19 protein-coding genes are annotated in these 16,464 nt (G+C 64.9%); 13 read left to right on the top strand and 6 right to left on the bottom strand.

What is annotated here, in order from left to right; genetic code table 11:
* Nucleotides 1–156 precede the first annotated feature (156 nt).
* Entirely contained in the window at nt 157–972 is an 816-nt protein-coding gene (locus G3446_RS22950; RefSeq protein ID WP_164455674.1) for a formylglycine-generating enzyme family protein, read from the bottom strand.
* A 232-nt stretch (nt 973–1,204) separates the two neighbouring features.
* Nucleotides 1,205–3,385 carry a catalase/peroxidase HPI gene (gene katG / locus G3446_RS22945; RefSeq protein ID WP_164455676.1) on the bottom strand — a complete coding sequence of 727 codons (2,181 nt, stop codon included), beginning with the start codon at nt 3,383–3,385 and terminating at the stop codon, nt 1,205–1,207.
* Between the two features lie 955 nt (nt 3,386–4,340).
* On the opposite strand from katG, the gene G3446_RS22940 reads away from it, so the two are divergent.
* The 7 genes from G3446_RS22940 (at nt 4,341) to G3446_RS22910 (ending at nt 8,064) form a co-directional block, all read left to right on the top strand.
* Nucleotides 4,341–4,775 (top strand): hypothetical protein, encoded by a 435-nt coding sequence (locus tag G3446_RS22940; protein ID WP_164455672.1) that lies wholly within the window; start codon nt 4,341–4,343, stop codon nt 4,773–4,775.
* Between the two features lie 146 nt (nt 4,776–4,921).
* Nucleotides 4,922–5,443 carry a hypothetical protein gene (locus G3446_RS22935; protein WP_164455670.1) on the top strand — a complete coding sequence of 174 codons (522 nt, stop codon included), beginning with the start codon at nt 4,922–4,924 and terminating at the stop codon, nt 5,441–5,443.
* Nucleotides 5,444–5,537: 94 nt separating this feature from the next.
* A complete protein-coding gene (locus G3446_RS22930) occupies nt 5,538–6,164 on the top strand; it encodes a Rieske 2Fe-2S domain-containing protein (protein WP_164455668.1) in 627 nt (208 codons plus the stop codon).
* A 215-nt stretch (nt 6,165–6,379) separates the two neighbouring features.
* Complete coding sequence (locus G3446_RS22925) at nt 6,380–6,970, top strand: recombinase family protein (RefSeq protein ID WP_164455666.1); 591 nt, start codon at nt 6,380–6,382, stop codon at nt 6,968–6,970.
* Between the two features lie 22 nt (nt 6,971–6,992).
* Nucleotides 6,993–7,331 (top strand): DUF433 domain-containing protein, encoded by a 339-nt coding sequence (locus tag G3446_RS22920; RefSeq protein ID WP_164455665.1) that lies wholly within the window; start codon nt 6,993–6,995, stop codon nt 7,329–7,331.
* A complete protein-coding gene (locus tag G3446_RS22915; RefSeq protein WP_164455663.1) occupies nt 7,328–7,681 on the top strand; it encodes a DUF5615 family PIN-like protein in 354 nt (117 codons plus the stop codon). The genes G3446_RS22920 and G3446_RS22915 overlap by 4 nt, the downstream gene beginning before the upstream one ends.
* Nucleotides 7,682–7,788: 107 nt before the next feature.
* Nucleotides 7,789–8,064: a hypothetical protein gene (locus G3446_RS22910; RefSeq protein WP_164455661.1), complete on the top strand. Its 276-nt coding sequence runs from the start codon at nt 7,789–7,791 to the stop codon at nt 8,062–8,064.
* On the opposite strand, the gene G3446_RS22905 is transcribed toward G3446_RS22910, so the two are convergent.
* Complete coding sequence (locus G3446_RS22905; protein ID WP_164455659.1) at nt 8,039–8,353, bottom strand: hypothetical protein; 315 nt, start codon at nt 8,351–8,353, stop codon at nt 8,039–8,041. The two genes, G3446_RS22910 and G3446_RS22905, sit on opposite strands and share 26 nt — an antisense overlap.
* Before the next feature lie 391 nt (nt 8,354–8,744).
* Nucleotides 8,745–9,737 carry a tyrosine-type recombinase/integrase gene (locus tag G3446_RS22900; protein ID WP_164455657.1) on the bottom strand — a complete coding sequence of 331 codons (993 nt, stop codon included), beginning with the start codon at nt 9,735–9,737 and terminating at the stop codon, nt 8,745–8,747.
* Between the two features lie 208 nt (nt 9,738–9,945).
* On the opposite strand from G3446_RS22900, the gene G3446_RS22895 reads away from it, so the two are divergent.
* The 5 genes from G3446_RS22895 (at nt 9,946) to G3446_RS22875 (ending at nt 13,387) form a co-directional block, all read left to right on the top strand.
* Nucleotides 9,946–11,010, top strand: a complete 1,065-nt coding sequence (locus G3446_RS22895) for a DNA-binding protein (RefSeq protein WP_164455654.1) — start codon at nt 9,946–9,948, stop codon at nt 11,008–11,010.
* A gap of 680 nt (nt 11,011–11,690) precedes the next feature.
* Nucleotides 11,691–11,942, top strand: coding sequence for a hypothetical protein (locus tag G3446_RS22890; RefSeq protein ID WP_164455652.1), 252 nt, complete (start codon nt 11,691–11,693; stop codon nt 11,940–11,942).
* Complete coding sequence (locus G3446_RS22885) at nt 11,935–12,828, top strand: rolling circle replication-associated protein (RefSeq protein WP_164455650.1); 894 nt, start codon at nt 11,935–11,937, stop codon at nt 12,826–12,828. The genes G3446_RS22890 and G3446_RS22885 overlap by 8 nt, the downstream gene beginning before the upstream one ends.
* Nucleotides 12,825–13,133: a hypothetical protein gene (locus G3446_RS22880; protein WP_164455648.1), complete on the top strand. Its 309-nt coding sequence runs from the start codon at nt 12,825–12,827 to the stop codon at nt 13,131–13,133. The genes G3446_RS22885 and G3446_RS22880 overlap by 4 nt, the downstream gene beginning before the upstream one ends.
* On the top strand, nt 13,130–13,387 hold the full coding sequence (locus G3446_RS22875; RefSeq protein ID WP_164455646.1) for a hypothetical protein: 258 nt from the start codon (nt 13,130–13,132) through the stop codon (nt 13,385–13,387). Before G3446_RS22880 ends, G3446_RS22875 begins: the two co-directional genes overlap by 4 nt.
* Before the next feature lie 434 nt (nt 13,388–13,821).
* Here the strand turns inward: G3446_RS22875 and G3446_RS22870 are convergent, their stop codons facing one another.
* Entirely contained in the window at nt 13,822–14,235 is a 414-nt protein-coding gene (locus G3446_RS22870) for a helix-turn-helix domain-containing protein (RefSeq protein ID WP_164455644.1), read from the bottom strand.
* A gap of 140 nt (nt 14,236–14,375) precedes the next feature.
* Here G3446_RS22870 and G3446_RS22865 point away from each other — a divergent pair, with 140 nt between their 5' ends.
* The gene (locus tag G3446_RS22865; protein ID WP_164455642.1) at nt 14,376–14,732 is read left to right on the top strand and encodes a helix-turn-helix domain-containing protein; all 357 of its coding nucleotides are present in this window, start codon (nt 14,376–14,378) and stop codon (nt 14,730–14,732) included.
* 7 nt (nt 14,733–14,739) lie between these two features.
* On the opposite strand, the gene G3446_RS22860 is transcribed toward G3446_RS22865, so the two are convergent.
* Nucleotides 14,740–15,798 carry a zinc-binding dehydrogenase gene (locus G3446_RS22860; RefSeq protein ID WP_164455641.1) on the bottom strand — a complete coding sequence of 353 codons (1,059 nt, stop codon included), beginning with the start codon at nt 15,796–15,798 and terminating at the stop codon, nt 14,740–14,742.
* Nucleotides 15,799–16,464: the final 666 nt, after the last annotated feature.

The following is a 16,464-nucleotide window of genomic DNA, read 5'->3' as shown; positions in this document are numbered from 1 at the left end:
ACCGCCGGGAAACCAGGCGGCAAACAGAGAACACCAACTTCGGCCTAAACGGCGGCAAGGACCCGGCTTACTCTCCGCAGTCGAGAAAGGTCTTCATGGGGTAGCTTGCCTTGGCTGGCGGCTCGGACGGGGTGGGCGGAGTGGAGGAGGCCGACTCTATTGGTCGGCGGCTTCGATGGACTTTGCGAGGCGCAGTCCGAACCCGTAGTGGCGCACGGATGGGCCGTAGCGGAATCGGAAGGCGGAGCGGGCGCCTTCTGGGTAGAGATACCAGGCACCGCCACGCAGCAGTCGGGCCGGCTCGCCACTGTCCAGGCGCTCGCAATCATGCGTCCAGGCGCTGCCGTCGGCCGGGGCGCCGACATAGCTCTGGTGGTAGCAGTCGGCTACCCATTCCAGGACGTTGCCGTGCACGTCATAGAGCCCCCAGGGATTCGCCGGCGTTTGGGCAACCGGATGGGGATGCTCCTGAGACGAGAAGAGGTACCACATGGATCGGCCGAGCAGTGCCTCGTCGTCGCCGTCCCCGAACCAGTAGTCGCCCTGGGTGCCCGCGCGGGCGGCATATTCCCACTCGGCCTCGCTGGGTAGGCGATAGCCACCGCCGAGCTCCGGGCGCTGGCTCAGGGCGCGCACGAAGGCCTGGGCGTCCTCCCAGGTGACCTGCTCGACCGGATTGTCCGGGTGCTTGAAATAGGCGGGATTCTCGCCCATGACCGCTTCCCATTGGCGCTGCGTGACCTCTGTCTCGCCCAGGTAGAAGGCTGTTGCGAAGTGGACGCGATGTTCTGGAAGCTCGCTTTCGTGACACTTTTGTTGAGCCGGATCGCAGCCCATCTGGAAGCTGCCGGCCGGAATCAGGCGGAAGGTCATGCCAAGGGCGTTGGTGAAGGTTTCGGGGGGCGCGGCGAGCGCCACGCAGATGAGCAGCGCCCCTGACAGGAGCACGCTGAGCTGAAGAAAGCGGATCATGGTCGATTGGAGCTGAAAGAGGTCGCTTTGATCCGGCGCCGGGCGGCCAAGCGTCGACGCCAGTCACTGCGGCGCGGCTCGCTCTGGACCGCTCGGCCGGCGGACTAGGGCTGCCAGTATCCGCTGTTTCCGACCTCTTTACGCTGATATTTCGCAGTTCATGACGTGCTCGATCGTCATGCCGCGATGCTCGAGCCGGGCCAGGATGCGACCCGACTCGAGCCAGTCTCGATCAGCTTCGCTCGAGGTCGAAGCGGTCGGCGGTCATCACCTTGGTCCAGGCGGCGATGAAGTCGCGGACGAATTCCTCGCCGCCGTCGGCAGAGCCGTAGACCTCGGCGACGGCCCGCAGCTCGGCGTTCGACCCGAAGATCAGGTCGACCGGCGTGGCCGTCCACTTGAGCTCGCCCGAGGCGCGATCCTGTCCCTCGTAGACGCCCTCAGCATCTTCCGACTTGGACCACTTGGCGGACATGTCGAGCAGGTTGACGAAGAAGTCGTTGCTCAGGGTCCCGGGACGCTCCGTGAGGACGCCATGCGTGACGCCGCCCGCATTCGCCCCCAAGGCCCGCATACCGCCTACCAGCGCAGTCATCTCGGGTACGGTCAGCCCCAGCAGATCGGCGCGGTCGACCAGCAGCTCCGCGGGCGACAGTCGGTTGCCCTCGCCGAAGTAGTTGCGGAAGCCGTCCGCCGTCGGCTCGAGGACCGCGAACGAGTCCACGTCGGTTTGTTCCTGGGTGGCATCCGTGCGGCCGGGCTCGAAGGGCACGGCGACCTCGTAGCCGGCCTCCTTCGCCGCCTGCTCGATGGCGGCCGCGCCGCCGAGGACGATCAGGTCGGCGAGCGAGACCTGCTTGCCATCGGAGGCGGACTCATTGAATGCCTGCCGGATGCCTTCCAGGGTGCCCAACACCTTTGCCAGCTCCGCCGGATCATTGACAGGCCAATCCTTCTGCGGCTCGAGTCGAATGCGCCCCCCATTGGCCCCACCGCGCATGTCGGAGTCGCGATAGCTCGCGGCCGACGCCCATGCCGTGCGCACCAGCTCGGCGGTCGAGAGGCCGGAGTCGAGGATCGTCTGCTTGAGACCGGCGACGTCCGCCGCATCGATCAGCACATAGTCGACCTCAGGTAAGGGATCCTGCCAGAGCAGCACTTCGTTAGGCACCTGGGAGCCGAGATAGCGGGCGCGCGGTCCCATGTCGCGATGAGTCAGCTTGAACCAGGCCTGGGCGAAGGCAAGCTCGAATTCCTCCGGGTTGTCCAGGAAGCGCTTGGAGATCTCGAGGTACTTCGGATCCGCCTTCAGCGCCAGGTCGGTCGTGAACATCATCGGGGCGTGACGCTTGCCCTCGACATGGGCGTCTGGGACGGTGTCGGCGCCAGCTCCGTCCTTGGGCTTCCACTGGATGGCGCCGGCGGGGCTGCGGGTCTGCTCCCAGTCGAAACTGAAAAGGTTCGTCAGGTACATCATCGTCCACTTGGTCGGCGCGGCAGTCCAGGCCCCCTCCAAGCCACTGCCGATGGTGTCCTCGGCATTGCCCTTACCGCACCTATTGGCCCAGCCGAGCCCCTGATGCTCGATGGGCGCGGCGGCCGGCTCGGCACCGACGCACTCGGACGGCTTGCCCGCGCCATGGGTCTTGCCGAAGGTGTGGCCGCCCGCGATCAGGGCGACTGTCTCTTCGTCGTTCATCGCCATGCGGCCAAAGGCCGAGCGAATCTGCTCGGCGGCCGCGAGCGGGTCTGGATTCCCGCCCGGACCCTCAGGGTTGACATAGATGAGCCCCATCTGCGTGGCCGCGAGCGGGCTCTCCAGCTTGCCCTTCGTGTCGTAGCGCTCCCGACCCATCATCTCTGCCTCTGGACCCCAATAGACGATATCAGGCTCCCAGTCGTCCGGGCGTCCGCCGGCGAAGCCGAAGGTCTTGAATCCCATGTCCTCCATGGCGACGGTGCCCGCCAGGACCATAAGGTCGGCCCAGGAGATGCTGCGGCCGTACTTCTGCTTGATCGGCCAGAGCAGGCGCCGGGCCTTGTCGAGATTGACGTTGTCTGGCCAGCTGTTGAGGGGATCGAAGCGCTGCTGTCCGCCACCGGCGCCGCCGCGCCCATCGGCCACGCGATAGGTGCCGGCGCTGTGCCAGGCCATGCGGATGAAGAAGGGCCCATAGTGGCCGAAGTCGGCTGGCCACCAATCCTGGGAGGTGGTCATCACCGCCTTGAGGTCCTTCTTCACGGCGTCCAGATCGAGGCTGGCGAAGGCCTTGGCGTAGTCGAAGTCCTCGCCATAGGGGTTGGATGCCGGATCCTGGTCACGCAGCGGCTGGAGGTTGAGCTGATCCGGCCACCAAAATTGATTCGGCTTCGCCTTGCCGGCAGCCATCGCCGGGGTATCTGGCTTGGCCATGGCCGCATCGCCAACCGTCTGGCTCTGGGCCGCGGCCTCGGTTGGAGTCGCCTCGACATCGCGGGGCTTCCTGGCCCAGTCGAAGGACGGAAGCGAGAGGCCCATCTCATAGGCTCCTTTCGAGGACGCGTCGGACTGGGTTTCGGCTCGGGCGACAAGCGTCACGGGCGTGGCGAGCAGAGCAGCCAGAATGGCTGCGGGAATCGCTTTCATCTGCATTTGGGCGGTCTCCTCATCTCTGCGGCGTTGATGAGCCCTTCTTCGAGGGCAGTCGCGCGCGGCCCCGTTCTTATCGTGACGCTGTGCGGGGACTGCGCGTGGATCGAACACTAGGCCGATCCATTGATGCAATCCATTGGGAAATTCCCATCGTGGCGATAGAAATACCCGCTGATCATCAGGAGTTTGCGGGAAGCTAGGCCGCCGCTGGGCAATGCATCGGCCTTTGCTCCCTGGGCAGATCCAGCGTCTGGCTGGAAGGTCTTAGGCGATTTCCTGAAATGATCCTACCCAGAACAGCGCCTCCAGAGGATGGGCAAAGCCCCTGGCACGCCGGCGCGCATGGGGAAGACGTTTGTGGGGCGTGCCCACCCAGGTCGCTCAGGCGCCTGGACGATGGGCACGCTGCGCTTTGCCCATCGGGGAATCTGTTTCCCGGAAATCACCTTACTTGTATCGCAACTGGTACGTCTTACATTGAGACGCCTCTTGCTGTTGCTGGACAATGTCGACCTCGTTCTGGAACGCCTGCGCGACCAGCACTGGGCGCTGCACGAGACGTTGCAGTCCCGCCCCGAGCTGATGCGCATCGGCGGGAGCACGCGGGCGATCGAGGCCAGCGACCAATACGACGCGGCCTTCTACGACGCGGCCTTCTACGACGATCCGATGCCCCGCCAGTCTGGCTCCGTCCAGTACGGACAGGGCGAAACATCACCTCTAATGGATAGACATCATGAAGAAGACCACTCAATCAATTGTTTTTGCGCTCATTGCATCCCTTTCGCTGACGATGCCTGCTTGGAGCGGCGAGGAGCTGGACAGGCGCGAAAGTCTGAATCTGACGGCCTCGGAGAAGCACCACCTGCTCTCCGAAATGCGGACGATGCTGGGCAGCATTCAGGGCATCCTGACCGGGATCGGCACGGAAGACCGGGACCTGATCATGCGCTCGGCGCGGGAGGCCGGGATGCAGATGACGCGTGGCACGCCGCAATCGCTCAAGCAGAAGCTGCCTCCAGCCTTCAAGGAGATCGGTCCGCCGACGCACATGATGTTCGACGAGCTTGCCGTCCGTGCCGAGACTGACGACATGGCGACGCTCGCCGAGTTTACGGGACAGCTGATGCGCAAATGCCAGCAGTGTCACGCCAAGTTCAAAGCCGACTGATCATTGCGCTCGAGCATGGCGCGCGATCCGGCTGGCAGCGGGCTGGCTGGCGTGCTGCATGCGGCCGCTCGGGCTGAGTGATGACCGTCATGGCGTGTGGCGCAGACTTCGCCTAGGGTTCGGGCACCTGATTGCGGGAGGACGCGATGACTTTCAAACCTTTGCTCAAACAGGCATCAGGCCCAGCGCTGGGCATCCTGTGCTTTGGACTGGTCTGCTCGGCGCAGGCGCTGTCGCTCCAAGTGGAAAGCGGCGAGATCACCGGGGTGCGGGGGATCGAGATCCAGGGGGAGCTCTACGACCTGACCTTCACGGACGGCTCCTTCAACGGGATCTACTCCGCCGATGACGACGGCTACGGACAGCTCGCGCGGGGTGCGGCCAATGCGCTGCTGGCTGCGAGCGACAGTGGTGCGATCGGCGCGGCCGCCAACTGGAAGGAGGGCTTGAAGCTCCGGGGCTGCGCGGCGAGTGAGTCTTGCACCATCCTGATCCCGGAGCACTCGGCGGGGGCCGCGCCCTCGGCGGATACGACCTTTGCGGTCGAGGTGATCTATGCCCAGGGGCAATTTCGCTCCGTCACGGCCAAGCTCTGGCCCTTCCACGCCGGCACGGATACCAAGCACATGCCGGATATGATGTACGCGGTTCTAGCCCCAGCCAGGTAGCGGGGCGCCCTCAGGATGCCTGGCCAGCCTCGCATCCTTGCTTGGCGCACCTCTTCCTTCCAACAACACCCATCAGCATCGGAAACATCAGCTCATGAGCGACGCTCTCAACTACCTCGTGGAGGTGCGCGGCGACGCGCTCGGTCACTACTTCAAGTTCCTCAAGGACGCCGGCAAGCATCTCGACCCCAAGACGCGCGATCTGATCTCCGTGATCACCAAGGTCCATGTCCAGACCGAGAACGGCTTCAAGCAGTATCTGACGCGCGCCCTGCGCGACGGCTGCACCCCGCTCGAGATCATCGACGCCTTGCTGATGGCCTTCCCGGCGCTGGGACTTGCGAAGATCGTCTGGGCGACGGAGATCCTGCTGGAGATGGACATCCCGGAGTTCTCGCCCGAGCTCATCAACGCCCAACCGCAGTGGCGTGAGGTGATCGCGGTCTCAGAGCTGACCGACGGTGAGGTCAAGCGCGTCGACTGCGGCTCGCGCAGCGTCTTCGTCTATCGGGAAGGGGAGTCCTACAAGGTCTATGATTCGCACTGCCCCCACCAGGTCACCAATATCCCGCACCTGGCGCTGGACGGCCTGACCTTGACCTGCCCCAAGCACGAGTGGAAGTTCGATATCCGCACCGGCGACTGCATCGCAAAGGGCAAGCACCCGCTCAAGGCGTTCGAGACCAAGGTCGAGGACGGCCGTCTGCTCGCGCACTGGTAGTGGCTTGGCCCGGACCCTAGGCGTCGACTCCGGCCTCTTGGCCTTGATCGTCAGTTTGAGCCCGCAGGGTCGTTTGACGAGACGGGCGAACGGGGTTCGCAACCGCCTCAAGAACGGTCCATACTTGTCGCATCTTCTCGTCTCGATAATGAAAGTCTCATTTACCCATGCGGACGAGGTGAAGGCAAGACAGAAGGCGGACGGAAGAAGATCTGATGGGAAAACTGGTGGGTTACGCGCGAGTGAGCACGGTTGAGCAGGATGCGGACCTGCAGCTCGATGCGTTGCGGGAGGCAGGCTGCCGCGACGCGCTGATCTTCGTCGACAAGGTCTCCGGCGCCAAAAGCCAGCGTCCCGGCCTCGACGCCTGCATCGACGCACTCGAGCCGGGAGACACGCTTCTGGTCTGGCGTCTCGATCGACTTGGCCGGTCAATGCCGCACCTGGTGACCTTGATTCAGGAGCTTTTTGAGAAAGGCGTTGCTTTCCGCTCGCTGCGGGACGGTGCCATCGACACCACCAGCGCGTCCGGCGAATTGGTCTTCCACATCTTCTCGGCGCTCGCGCAGTTCGAGCGACGGCTGATCCAGGAGCGCACCAAGGCAAGGCTCTCCGCGGCTCGGGCGCGGGGACGCAAAGGTGGGCGTAAGGCGATTACGCGAAACGATCCCCGCGTGAAGACCGCCTGCCGGATGCACCGCGATCACAAGCTGAGCGTCGAGCAGATTTGCAGGACGCTGGACATCTCGCGGGCGACCTTCTATCGGTATCTCGCAGTGGCCAACGAGCCAACGCCAGGACCCTGATTAACGGACTCGGAGAATCGACATGAGCATGGTTGTTGCGGCCGAAACACCTCCTTTGGCAGCGGATGCCGCCGGCATCTTTCGCGTAGGAAACTCCCGTGTGACGCTCGACACTGTCGTTGGTGCCTTTAGCGATGGAGCCACTGCCGAGGAGATCGCAGAACAGTATCCTGCGGTCTCCCTCGGCCAGGTCTATGCCGTCATCGCCTACTACCTGGCCCATACCGCGGCCGTCGATGACTATTTGCGGGAGCGCGAACAGCGCGCAACCGAGGTCAAGCAGGCGAACGAGCGACTCTTCGATCCAACCGGGATACGCGCACGCCTGATGGCGCGCCAAGCCGGGCAGGATGCGATGTGATCCGGCTGCTCGCAGACGAGAACTTCAACAACAACGTCGTGCGCGGCGTTCGTCTGCGAGATCCCGAGATCGATGTGGTGCGCGTCCAAGACGTCGGTCTTTCGGGAGCCGATGAACCGAGCGTGCTGGCGTGGGCGGCTGAGCAGGGTCGCATTCTGCTGACCCACGACGTGGCCACGATTACGGCCTTCGCCTATGAGCGAGTCCGTGCGGGCAAGCCCATGCCGGGGGTTTTTGAAGTCGCGCGTACCGTAGCGCTGCGCGCCGCCATCGACGACATTCTGCTGCTGGCCTCTTGCAGCGTGGATGGAGAGTGGGAGGGGCAGGTCAGATACCTCCCGGTACGGTAGGACTCGAGGCCCTGAACGAACCGCGCCGGCCGGAAGGAACTGTCCGGGGCGCAAGTTTTCGTTCCGATGATTGTCAGACCCCGACCTCGGTGCGGCGCGCCGATGACATGATGGCCGAGATCAAGGCGGCGACCGCCGAGCAAAGCACCGGCATCGACCAGGTCAATCGCGCCGTGGTGCACATCGATCAGACTCGGCGGACGCGCCCGTCTACCCTCGTCGACCCCAGCGCAGTCGAGCGGGGCGCCCTCGTGCTCGATTGCGCCCATCTGGGTCTTGTGAAGAGCGTGGAGGAGGGCGACGGCATCGCCCACCTGGAAGCAGGGATCGCCAGAAGACGATTCGAATCAGCGGTTGCTAGTCCGGAAACACCTTGCGCTTGACCGCCTCGTAGTCGAGGTTGATGAGCCTGCCAGAGAGTGCGGCGATGGCGTCCTGACCTGCCACGAGCGGCTTGCCATCCTTATCCGTCATCCCAAGCAGGGAAATGCGCACGCTGGGTACTCCCAGGCTGATCGCGACGAAAGGGCCATCGACGAGGAAGGTGTTCTCCTCGTCCCGCTTGAATCGAGTCACCCCGTTGTCGCGCGCGAACTCCCGGGCTCGGCCCTCGCAGAGGGCGTCGCACACGCCGTAAAGCACATCGAGAAATCTGGAATCCTCGCTTTTCATCGCAGACTGACATAGGAGTCAATCTGCGTTTCTCAACGCTTGGCCGGGAGCGCGGCCACTCCGAGCGAAGCACCCGCGAAGGTAATCGAGAAGACTCGGCCGCAAAGAGGAAGAGCTCGGCGGCGGCCGCTAACGCATCGTCCCCGCGAAATTCTGGGGCCAGCCCCCGAATGCTGCCTATTCGCTACCAGAGCTGGTCGCCGCAGTCGCCGTGGTGCGACAGGCCGCCTTGACGCTCCTCGTTTTCGGTGGATAGGCGCATCCGACGCGCGTCTGCACCAGGGGCCGCGTTCGATCGGCGGGCACCAGGCAGGATCCTCTCGATCGAGGGGCCGGGCCGCGATGTCGGGGGAAGAGCGCGGATCAGTATCTTCGCGCCGCCCCCTCCTCCCTAGAGCAGCCCCTCGCCAGCATGATCCTCGAACTCGCTGCTGCGGCGTATGTAGATCATGACGGTCTTGGGGTCTTTGTGGCGCGAGACCTCCATGAGCTTGAAAAGGCTCGCCTTGGAGAGCGCAGCCGAGGTCATGAATCCGGAGCGCAGGCTGTGTCCCGAATACTGGTCCGGGTCCAGTCCGACCGCTAGGGCGCAGCGCTTCACGATTGCCGCAACGCTATGGGCGGTGAGGGCCTGCTCGCCAACTCGATCGCCGCGATACATGCGGCGGAAGACCCAGCCTTCGCTGATGCCAGCGGCCCGCAGCCAACCCTGAACGGCACGCACCGGGCAATAGACATCCCCGCGGACGACAGGCACGACTTGTCCGTGCCCCTCGGCATCGGTTTTCGACTGCCGCACATGGACGCGCAGCCCCTTCGGCGTCTCTTCCAGGTCTTCAACCCGCAACGCGACCAGCTCCGAGCGGCGGAATGCCCCAGCGAAGCCAAGCGTTAAGAGCGCGCGATCGCGCAAGCCCTGCGGTCGCGAGCAGTCCAGCTCGTCCACCATCGCCCGCAGCTGCTCTGCCAAAGCGGGCGCCTTCTGTTCTGGGGCGGAGCCCAGTGTGCGCGCGATCCCACGGACGGTTCCTCTCACCAGGTCCGAGCTCGTCATCGCCTCATGGCCACACAGCCGATGTGCAAGGCGGATGGCTGCGAGGCGTCGACGGATGGTGCTGATCTTTCGTCCCGCATCTGCCTCGGCGGCGAGGAAGGCGGCGATGGTTTCTGCGGGCGCGGGCAGGGCCGCCAACCCTTTGCCCTCGCACCAGCCGACGAAGGTCTTCCAGTCAGTGCGATAGGCGCGCAACGTCGAGCTTGCGTGACGCGCGGAGAAGTATCGAGCGAGGCGATCTTGGTCGTCCGCTTCGAGCGCGGCCCCCTCCGAAGGCGAGCTGACGCTCGAGGGGGCGAGCGGGTGGGAGAGCCTGGATGCGTCGGACATGGCGAGCCTGGTTGGAGGTGGAAGGGAGCTGGCTCAAGTCAGCAACGAGCAAATAGTTACTAGAATATAGATTATCGTAACTAAAAATGCACGAATTAGTGTTTTTCGCTAATATACAAATGTACGTATCTTAATGTTTTTCACCAATGCCACCCCTGATCTAGCCTGAAAGCAGGCTGGGCAGGGCCGAATACCCAGAAGGATGGTCATGAGTAAGACGCGGACCCTCGCGAAAGAGGCGGCCTTCAAGCTGCTGCAGAGCGGGCAACGGCCCACCGCTGAGCGGGTACGCGCAGCGATCGGGCAGGGCGCTCAACAAACCATCCTGGGCGCGCTCGACGAGTTTTGGCAGGAGATCGGCGAGCGCTTGCGCGAGCCCCGCCTACCGGACCCCCTGGTCGAGCCGGTGATGACCCTATGGTCACAGGCGGTGGGCACGGCCGCGTCTCAGTGGCAGACGGAGCGCAAGGAGCTCGAGGCGCGTATCGGCGCGCTCGAGAGCCGCGAGCAGACATTGACGCTCGAGCTGAATGAAGTCACTGAAGCCAGGGGGCGCGCCGAGACAGCAGCGGCGACGGCGGAAACGCTGAACGCCGAGCTGCAGCAAGAGCTCAATGAGCAACGGGCGGAACGGCAAACACTCCAAGGGGAGGCCGATCGGCTGAGCCGCGAGGCGACCCAGACAGGGGAATTGCTCAAGAACGAGCGCGACGCGCGAGACCGCGATCAGGCCGCTTGGCTGCAACAGATCGACGCAGCGCGCCAGGCGACAAAGACGGCTCTTGCCGAGCGCGACAGGCTCGCCAAAGAGCTGAATGAAGCTCGGGAGGCAAGGACCCGGCAGGAGGTCCTTTTGGCGCAGGCCGACGACCGGCGGAAGGAGCTGACCGCGACGCTAGCGTCGCGGACGCAAGCATTCAGCGCCGCGCAAGCCCGAGCCGCCGCGGCGGAGCGTCAAGCCGAGGATCTCGACAGTCAGCTTGAGCGTACTAGCGCGATCGCCGAGGCTCTGAAAGCCCAGCTCAGGTCGGGTGACGAGACATCTAAGGAGATGACTGAGCGTTTCGATAGCCTCAAGCTGGAGAGGGAGCGCTTGGTCGCCGAAAACCGGACGCTGCGCGACGAGCTGAGCGTCCTGCGGGCCAGGCGCGAGGAATTCGAAATCTCGGTGCAGCGCGCCTTAGGGCAGCTGGAAAGACGTGTCGGACCGCACGCCGAGACGGAAGACGACCCGGCTGCGAGCCCCACGCTGGACCGTATCCCAAAGACTTGAGACAGATCTCAGTATAAAAACCGTCCAGTTCGAGCCGAGCTGCTGGCACGCTTCCTTATAGGTGCTGCCAGCACGGTATGACAGACATTGAAGAATCCGGGTGTCGTGCGTCACTGGCTCGCGAAGAAATACCGCGCGTGCCGCCGCAGGTTTGCCCACCGGCGCCAAGACTCGTGGAGGTGCGCCAGATCAGCGAGGGCCTTGTTGGTCCGCTTCAGCTCCATCCATCAGCGTGGGACGGGCAGCGGTTCATCCGCGTCCAGGCGATCGGCCAAGGCTTCCTGGGTGAGACGATCGCGCTCTTCTTCGAGGGCGATTTGCGGCCAAGCGCCAGAAGCGGGACCGCTTCTTGGACCAAGAAGGTCCAGTGTTTGTGACACTGGATCCAATTCCCATGGTGAGACTTGCCAACTTCAGCGGAATGCCTTATCCATTACTTTACATAATATACATTATGCGCAATCCCAGAGACCGGGCTGAGCGGCGCCAGGCCGCGCCAGGACTGGGCTGGCTGGACTGAGGAGCAACTCCTCCGCGAAGGCTTCGCGGCCAATCTGACCGTTCTCAAGGCGCTGCAACAGCGCGCACGTCTGTCCACCGCAGAGGCGGCTCACGCCTGCTGCGTCTCCATCCGCACTTATCGCCGCTGGCTCGCCACCGGCAAGCCCAACCCCACGGCCGTGCGCCTGCTCGCGATCCTCGCGGGCTTCGTGCCCTGGGTCGGCTGGGACGATTGGGAAGTTCACAACGGGCTGCTGTTCCCGCCGGGCTATCGCCGTGGCGGCATCGCACCGGGCGAGTTCTTCGCGCTGGTGTTCTACCGCCAGCAAGTCAGCGCCTACCAGGAGGCCAACGCGCAGCTGTGCGCGCGGATCGCGGACTTGGAGCGCGCGCTGCGGGCGGCGCGTCCAGGGAGCCAGGCGCATGGATGAGGCGCTGTCGGAGTTCCGCGGCTCGGACGCTGCTTGTTGGGATGAGTGGGCCGCAATGATGGCAGAGGCCGAGCCGGCCCGTCCTGGCGAAGCGACAGCGGAGCCAGCACGGGCCGGCGAAGCCGGGCCTGGGCTTGTCTCCTCTAAAACAAGTGACACGCACCGCGAAAACAGCGGCTCCCCCGCTGCGTCGGCGGATCGCAAGACCTGCACCCTCGAGCGCAACCCGGCGCGCCTGAAGCGGATGCAGCGCACCGTGCGCGAGTCCTCGCGGCTGCTGCAGGAGGAGATTCAGCACGGCGGTTTCCGCTACTGGGCGGTGTTCCTGACGCTGACCTATGCCCCGGATCAGGACTGGGAGCCAGGCCACGTCTCGGCGTTCATGAAGACGCTTCGCGAGCATCTGCGTCGGCGCAAGATCCGGGCGCGCTACGTCTGGGTGATGGAGCTGATGAAGAACGGCAAGCCGCATTACCACGTGGTCGTGTGGCTGCCGCGCGGGCACAAGCTGCCGAAGCCGGATGATGCGGGCTGGTGGCCTTGGGGCTCGACCAACATCCAGGCGGCCCGCTCGCCCGTGGGCTACCTGAGCAAGTACGCCTCCAAGGGCGCGCCCGAGCTGGATGACCCGTACAAACCGCAGATTCCGCCGGGGGCGCGCCTCTCGGGCAACGGCGGACTCTCGAAAGCGGCGCGTCAGGTGCGCTCTTGGCGGCTGTGTCCGGCCTGGGTGCGGGAGCTGTTCACGGTCGAGGATCGTCCGGTTCGGGCACCGGGCGGCGGTTGGCTTTCCCGCGCCACCGGGCATTGGGAGCCGCCGCGCTGGCGGATCAAGGAGTGCGCGGTGGATTGGTCATGGATCACGTTTGAGGAGATTGGAGCATGATGAGCGGTTCGAAGCAGTGGCATATGGGGTTCTGGGATGCGGCGTCCGAGCGGATCGTGCGGCATCGGGTCGAGGCGTCGACCCATGATGAGGTGACCATGACGGGATGCCTGCTCTCGCAGCGATGGGGGTCCAGCCGGGCCGCTCGGCGTGCCCTGCCCTCGCCGGTCTGGGTGGCCTGGGAAGTCGCGGATTGCCAGGCCGAGCGCCTGCGGGTGTTTCTGCTCGACGGACCGCCCGCCTTGGAGGAAGCCGCGTTGGATCGGATGCGCGAGGCGGCAGCAATGCTGAGGGTTCAAGCATGAGCGGGCTTCGTCAAGGTGCGCGGTTCGTGCTGGTGCTCGAGGAGCCTTGGCAAGGGCGCGAGAAAGGCGAGATTGTGCACGTGGGGCCGGTGGTGGCCGAGGACGAGGGCATGCTGAAGCTCGTCGATGGCTACCGCAACGCCTGCGCGGTCCTCGAAGCGCTGTGGATCTTCGAGGTTCCAGTCGGGATCGACTTGGAGCTGATGGAGGAGCGTCCAGCAATGCCGGGAGCGGCCCCTGCCCAGTGCCATTGACCGGGCACACCCATCAGCGGCGTCCTTCTGATCTATCGCGCTCGTGCTCGATCCCTTCCCCCCGCCTCCCTGCAGACCCTAAAGCGCTCAGGCCAGAGCGCGCCGGGCGTTGTCTCATATCCGCTCGGCGGTCGCTATGCGGCTACTGGGCGTGTGGCTCTGCGACGGCGCGCCTCTCCTGGACCCGTCATGGATGACGGGGCCACGCTCCGATCTCTCAGGCAGCTCTGACACTCTTCGGCGGGACCCGAGCGCGCTTGCACAGCGTTCGCTCGGAGATCCAATGCTTTTGCGCGCGTCCCCTTGGCCCCTGCTCGTTCGTCGTGCTCCCAGAAAGCCCCCTTGAGGGGGTTGGGGGTGGTCAGTCGGTCGTGGCCTTCAGTCATCCGGGGAATGCCGGCACCCAAGGCCCGGGGTCGGGCTCCATCGCTGCCCTACTCCTTCCCTTCCTCGGCCTCGACCATCGGGATTCGCTCGGGGGCCTTCAGGTAGACCGCCAGCCACGACTTGTTGCCAGGGGCAAAGTTCTGCTCCATCCCACAGGCGCGGCAATAGCCGTCCACGACTTCGATGATGGCGGCCTTGTTGGCCTCCGGCAGCTTGAGCGCACGCTCCAGCGTCTGCTTCAGAATCGCGTCGCGGTTCATCTTCGAAACATCCAGCAACAGCGAATCGGGCGAGCAGTCTAGCGCCTCCATGAGCTTGTAGAGCGTTGCCAGCGTCGGGTTGCCGTCGTCCTTCTCCAGCGTCGAGATGTGCCCGATCTTGATGCCGGTCTGCTCGGAGAGATGAGCCTGAGACCAGCCCTTGTCTTGCCGTAGGCGGCGGATGTTTTTTCCGAGTGACATGACGACCTCTCTGGATACCCTCTGGCGGGATGATTTACCCTTTCAGGGTCATCATACGATGACATTTTGCCCCTTCATTGTTGAGTTCCAATGTAAGGGGGGTTACTGTGCCCTTGTATTGGAATTGACAGGATGTTTCGGTGGGGCAGACCGCTTATACATTATGCGCAATCCCAGAGACCGGGCTGAGCGGTGCCAGGACGCGCCAGGCCGCGCCAGGACTGGACTGGGCTGGCTGGACTGAGGAAGAACTCCTCCGCGAAGGCTTCGCGGCCAATCTGACCGTTCTCAAGGCGCTGCAACATCGCGCGCGCCTGTCCACCGCAGAGGCGGCTCACGCCTGCTGCGTCTCTATCCGCACCTATCGCCGCTGGCTCGCCACCGGCAAGCCCAATCCCACGGCCGTGCGCCTGCTCGCGATCCTCAGCGGGCTTCGTGCCCTGGGTCGGCTGGGACGATTGGGAAGTCCACAAGGGGCTGCTGTTCCCGCTCCGTGAGAGCCGCTCACACTTCGATGACGATCTTGCCCATGGTGCGGCCGCTTTGGAGGGCGCGCAGTGCCTCTGGCACCTCGTCGAACGGAAAGCGTGCGCCGATGTGCGGAGGCGCTGGACTCAGGGCGAGCGCGGCGGACATCGCCGCTGGCAGCCGATCCGCCCGGTCGAACAGCCAGATGAGATTGAACCCCATGACGCTCCTGTTCGTGTCCATGAGCTTCATGGGGTCGAGCCGGGGGCGGCGCAGGTACTGCCAGGCGAGCCGCAGCCAGTCGGGGTGCCTGCCCTTCGGCATGAAGTCGGCCGCCCCGTAGAGGACGTGGCGCCCCTCGGGCGCCAGCCGCGCGAGCGCCGGAAGAAAGAATGGACCCGCAATCGCGTCCAGGACGACGTCGAAGCCGGTCGCGTCGACCGCGGCCAGCGCGACATCGAGCTGGGCTCCGAAGCCCTTCGCCTTGCGCACCACCACCTGCCCGCGGGCGAGGCCGCGCGCTTCGAGCAACGGGATCTTATCGGCCTGTCCGACGGTTCCGATCACGGTCGCGCCGGTCGCACGGGCCATCGCGAGGGCATGAAGACCGACCCCGCCAGCCGCCGAGTGTAGGAGCGCGACCTGACCGGGCGCGAGCGCGCCCAGGTGCATCAGGCCATACCAGGCGGTGAGCGACTGCACCGGATAGGCGGCTCCCTCGGCCATCGTCCAGCCGTCCGGGATTGGAGCCAGATAGCGCGACTCGGCGTTCAGCGCCGTCGCGTATGCACCGAAGCGCGTGAGCACCATGACAGGTTCGCCGGGAGACAGGGCGCTCCCGCTGGAGCCCTCGTCTTCACGGGGCGGGCCGATCGCTTCGACGACCCCCGCGCATTCGAGACCCGGCACGAAGGTGCCCCGCGGCGTCGCCGAGTAGAGACCCAGGCAGGCGAAGATGTCGGCGAAGTTGAGGCCAATGGCCTGGACCCTCACGCGCGCTTCCCCGGCCCTGGGTGGGGGAAGCTCCTCAGTTCGCCTCTCCAGCCGTTCGAGGGATCCGGCCGACGACATCCGCCAGAGGTTACGGGTGGTCATGGATCAGCTCCAACGCGAGAGGATCGCCGCATGAAGATCACCAACACTTCTTTGTATTCTGTTCGCTCTTAGCATGGTACAAGCAGCCTTTGAGCCTTTTCCTCAGGCCACCCTGTTGTGTCGAAGTCCGGTTTCATGCGCCCTGGCGAGCGATTGGGCGCACTTGGCATGGCCGCTGCTGCCCTATGGCCAGCGGCAAGGGGGAATCAGCCCTTTACTCGCGAGCGGAGCCCGGCACTACGTCGCGCTGCGGCGCCGACTGCTGCGGCGAGTTTGGCTGCCCGGCGGCCTTTTGCGTCTCGGCCTGCTTGTCTTCGAAGATCGCTCGTAGCACGTCTTCTGTGCTCCCTTCTGGCTGCTCGAACGGTGGCCGCGACGCGGGGACTCGGGGATCGAATGGCGACATGGCCGCCGGGTTGGCGCCTTGGGCGGAGGCGGGTCCAACACACAGACTCGGCCTTGATCATCGGATCGACCAGTCGGTTGGATGGGCATCGCGCGTCAGTCAGGCCGTGCCATGTGGGAGCGGCGCCCCCCCGCGCCCGGCGCCCCCTAGCGGCGCGGCGCCCCGCCCCCCCCCAGCGCGGCGGGGGGCATAGATTGTAAAAGCCCCCACACACGGGCGAACGGCCCGCCCGCGGCGAGCTAGGTAGGGCCGAATAAATT

Source organism: Thiorhodococcus minor (assembly GCF_010820565.1).
GTDB lineage: Bacteria > Pseudomonadota > Gammaproteobacteria > Chromatiales > Chromatiaceae > Thiorhodococcus > Thiorhodococcus minor.
The sequence above is the reverse complement of the archived record's forward strand: the minus strand, read 5'-3'. Positions and strand labels throughout refer to the sequence as shown.

Coding starts and splice junctions, on each gene's coding strand:
- G3446_RS22875 (WP_164455646.1), top strand. CDS start 13,130: ATGAGCGGGCTTCGTCAAGGTGCGCGGTTCGTGCTGGTGCTCGAGGAG.
- G3446_RS22930 (WP_164455668.1), top strand. CDS start 5,538: ATGAGCGACGCTCTCAACTACCTCGTGGAGGTGCGCGGCGACGCGCTC.
- G3446_RS22950 (WP_164455674.1), bottom strand. CDS start 972: ATGATCCGCTTTCTTCAGCTCAGCGTGCTCCTGTCAGGGGCGCTGCTC.
- G3446_RS22885 (WP_164455650.1), top strand. CDS start 11,935: ATGGATGAGGCGCTGTCGGAGTTCCGCGGCTCGGACGCTGCTTGTTGG.
- G3446_RS22910 (WP_164455661.1), top strand. CDS start 7,789: ATGATGGCCGAGATCAAGGCGGCGACCGCCGAGCAAAGCACCGGCATC.
- katG (WP_164455676.1), bottom strand. CDS start 3,385: ATGGCCAAGCCAGATACCCCGGCGATGGCTGCCGGCAAGGCGAAGCCG.
- G3446_RS22925 (WP_164455666.1), top strand. CDS start 6,380: ATGGGAAAACTGGTGGGTTACGCGCGAGTGAGCACGGTTGAGCAGGAT.
- G3446_RS22860 (WP_164455641.1), bottom strand. CDS start 15,798: ATGACCACCCGTAACCTCTGGCGGATGTCGTCGGCCGGATCCCTCGAA.
- G3446_RS22905 (WP_164455659.1), bottom strand. CDS start 8,353: ATGAAAAGCGAGGATTCCAGATTTCTCGATGTGCTTTACGGCGTGTGC.
- G3446_RS22895 (WP_164455654.1), top strand. CDS start 9,946: ATGAGTAAGACGCGGACCCTCGCGAAAGAGGCGGCCTTCAAGCTGCTG.
- G3446_RS22870 (WP_164455644.1), bottom strand. CDS start 14,235: ATGTCACTCGGAAAAAACATCCGCCGCCTACGGCAAGACAAGGGCTGG.
- G3446_RS22920 (WP_164455665.1), top strand. CDS start 6,993: ATGAGCATGGTTGTTGCGGCCGAAACACCTCCTTTGGCAGCGGATGCC.
- G3446_RS22940 (WP_164455672.1), top strand. CDS start 4,341: ATGAAGAAGACCACTCAATCAATTGTTTTTGCGCTCATTGCATCCCTT.
- G3446_RS22935 (WP_164455670.1), top strand. CDS start 4,922: ATGACTTTCAAACCTTTGCTCAAACAGGCATCAGGCCCAGCGCTGGGC.
- G3446_RS22900 (WP_164455657.1), bottom strand. CDS start 9,737: ATGTCCGACGCATCCAGGCTCTCCCACCCGCTCGCCCCCTCGAGCGTC.
- G3446_RS22880 (WP_164455648.1), top strand. CDS start 12,825: ATGATGAGCGGTTCGAAGCAGTGGCATATGGGGTTCTGGGATGCGGCG.